Below are 3,065 nucleotides of genomic sequence, written 5' to 3' on the forward strand. Positions count from 1 at the left end.
CGCCGGTGGACTCGCCGGGGCGCTGAGCGGAGGCAGCGGTGCACGCGCGATGCGGCGGACAACGGTCGTTTCCGCTCGCGCGGCGGTCGCCGGATCGCATGGCGCGGACAACTCCGGCCGCGTAGGCTCGGACGACCGCCCAGCGGGAGGCGGCCGGGAGGGGTGGGGCGATGGTCTTGGCCGGGTCGGCCGCCGGGCCCGTCCGGCTCGCCCTGGATCCCGCCGTGCTGGCCGGCCAGTGCTCCGTCTCCTTCTGGATCCCGGCCGCGGTGCTCACCGCCGCGCTGGTGATCAAGCTGCCCACGATCATCCGGCTGTGGCAGGACCCGATGCTGCGCGCGGTCGGCGGGCTGCTGCTGCTCGCCTGCGCGGTGTTCGTGTTCGTGGCACCGTCGACGATCCGCTGGACCAACCGGGTCACGGGCGTGCCGAACATCTCGGCGCCCTGGGTGTACTCGCTGCTCACCGCGTTCTGCGGGTCCTGTCTGCTGCTGATCATCGCCTGGCGGAACGGGCTGTCGGACCGTTCCGCCGCGACCCGGCGTGCCATGCGCTGGGTGATCTCGGTCTACTCGGGGGTGATCGTCGCGTTATGGGTGCTGTTCGCGCTCGCCGACGTGCCCGTGGAGCGGCTGCGGGACCTGGACACGTACTACGCCGACACCCCGTTCATGCGCGAGGAGATCCTGCTCTACCTGCTCGCGCACGCCGTGGCCGTGCTCATCACCTCGCGGGTGGTGTGGAACTGGGTGCGCACCGACGGGCTGGACGTCTGGCTGCGCTGCGGGCTGAAGTCGCTCGGCGTCGGCTACGGCCTCAACCTGCTGTTCGACGCTTCCAAACTCACCGCCGCGGCGGCCCGTTGGACCGGGCACGACCTGGACTGGCTGAGCACGGACGTGGCGCCGCCCGTCGCCTGTGTGTCGGCCATCCTGATCGCGGTGGGGTTCATCCTCCCGCACGCCGGCCAGTACCTGCACGGCCGCTGGCGCGTGCGGCTCGCCCACCGCGAACTGCGGCCGCTGTACCTGCTGATGCGGGCCGTGAACGGCCGGGGGCCGGCGCTGCTGCCGCGCGGCGGCCCGGACCTCAGGCTGACCCGGCGGGAGACGTTCATCCGCGACGTGCTGCTACCGCTGGCCCGCCGTATCGACGAGGAGCTGCACCGGCGGGCGTACCGGGCCGCGCTGGAGCTGGGGTTCGCGCCGGAGGAGGCCGGGGCGCTGGCCGCCGCGGTGACGGTCCTGGACGCCGTGGAGCGGCGGGAGCAGTCGCCCGAGGGCGACGGCGGCCCCGACCGCGACACCACGGAACTGCTGCGGGAGATCGGCGCCGTCTCCCGGGCGCTGCGCCGCCCCGACCGTGTCGCGGCGGTACGGCTGCGGGCCGCGGCGCCGGCGGGGAGCGTGCCCGCCCATGAGTGATCATGGTGAAAGGACCTTTCCTCCTCGCCCCGGGCCCGGGGATGATGGGGGCAGGCGTGAGAGGTGCACGGGGGAAGATGGTGCGTAGGAAAAGGGAGATGCGGCGGCTGGCCGACGCGCTGATCGACCCTGTCCGGGTGCCGGTTCCCGCCGATCCCGAGACGCTGTTCGCGGCGCTCGTCGACTCCGTCAGCGCCTGGCGGGGCCGCCGGGTCGTGGTCCGCCGGGAGGTCTTTCCGCCGCACACCGCCAGCGGGTTGTGGCTGGAGGGCGAGACGCAGGACGTGGTCGTCGTGGACCGGCGGGCCGCCGTGTGGCACCAGATCGTGATCTTCTGTCACGAGGTGTGGCACATGAGCCGGCGGGCCGCCGACGCGGACGCCGCGCCCGCCGCGGGGCCGCCCCGGCCGGTGGCGGCGCGCACCGACTTCAGCCTGGCGGACGAGCAGGAGGCCGACCGGTTCGGCATGCTGATGGGCCGTCGGCTGCGGGCCTGGCTGGAGGAGCCGGCGGACCCGGTGTCCGGCGTGGGCGCCGACGGCGGGCAGGATTTGGCCGGACGCATCGGGGCTGCGCTCAACTACCGTGGGAACAGGGGTAGATGAGCGGACTGATCAACTACGTCAGTTGTGGTGTGCTGTGGCTGGGCCTGGTGGTGAAGGCCCCGGACCTGCTCCGTCACTGGCGTGATCCGTATCTGCGGGCGATCTGCGCGGTGCTGGGCCTGGCGGGTTCCTGTTTCCTCCTCGGGGCCCCGCCGACGGTGGGCGCGGTCAACCGGCTCAGCGGCGTCCCGAACCTCGCCGCGCCGCTGACGTACGCGTCGATCACCGCCTACAGCGCGGCCTCCCAGGTGCTCGTCGTGTACTGGCGGGGCGGCGCGCGGGTGCACCGGGTGGCGCGGCGCTGGATCGTGGCCTACGCGCTGGTGCTGGCCGGCATCGCCACCGCCTTCGCGCTCGGCGAGGCGCCGGTGGAGCGGCGTACCGACCTGGACACCTACTACGCGACGACCCCGTTCATCGCCGAGATGATCGTGCTGTACCTGGTGGGGCACCTCGCCGCCGTCAGCGTCACCACGGTCTCCTCGGTGCGGTGGGCGCGCGAGGTGGACGGCTGGCTGCGCGCGGGGCTGCTGGTCCTGGGGCTGGGGTCGCTGTGCGGCGCCGGGTACAGCGTGACCAAGCTCGTCGCCGTGGTCGCCCGCTGGTGCGGGCGGGACTGGTCGGAACTCGGTACGGACGTCTCGCCGGCCGCGGCCGGGCTGGGTGCGCTGCTGACGTCGGCGGGCATCCTGGTGCCGCTGGCCGGGCCCCGGCTGGCGGAGTGCCGGCGGGCCCGGCGGACGTACGCGCGTCTGGAGCCGCTGGAGCGGGAGCTGGACGGCGTCCTCACCCGCCGCCGCCTGCGGCTGCCCCGGCCGCGCTGGGCGTCCTCCGGCACGCGGCTGATGTGGCGGCAGACCAGCATCCACAACGCGCTCAGCTACCTGGACGCGTCCTTCGACCGCTCCCTGTACGAGTGGACCCACGAGGCGGTGCTGGAGGCGACCGGCGACGAGGAGCGCGCCGAGGCCGCCGCGTGGGCGGCGGTCATCACCGCGGCGGTACGCGACGGCCCCGCCGCCCCGCCGTCCGGTGC

At 74.1% G+C, this 3,065-nt stretch carries 3 protein-coding genes; all 3 read left to right on the plus strand.

The window, feature by feature from the left end:
* Positions 1-170: 170 nt before the first annotated feature.
* The gene (locus C1I97_RS34260) at positions 171-1,424 is read left to right on the plus strand and encodes an MAB_1171c family putative transporter (protein ID WP_111006891.1); all 1,254 of its coding nucleotides are present in this window, start codon (positions 171-173) and stop codon (positions 1,422-1,424) included.
* Positions 1,425-1,522: 98 nt separating this feature from the next.
* Positions 1,523-2,029 carry a toxin gene (locus C1I97_RS34265; RefSeq protein ID WP_111006892.1) on the plus strand — a complete coding sequence of 169 codons (507 nt, stop codon included), beginning with the start codon at positions 1,523-1,525 and terminating at the stop codon, positions 2,027-2,029.
* Positions 2,026-3,065, plus strand: a 1,040-nt coding sequence (locus C1I97_RS34270) for an MAB_1171c family putative transporter (RefSeq protein WP_111006893.1), incomplete at its 3' end; no start/stop codon positions are given. The genes C1I97_RS34265 and C1I97_RS34270, both read left to right, overlap by 4 nt.

This window comes from Streptomyces sp. NTH33, assembly GCF_003236365.1.
Taxonomy (GTDB): domain Bacteria; phylum Actinomycetota; class Actinomycetes; order Streptomycetales; family Streptomycetaceae; genus Streptomyces.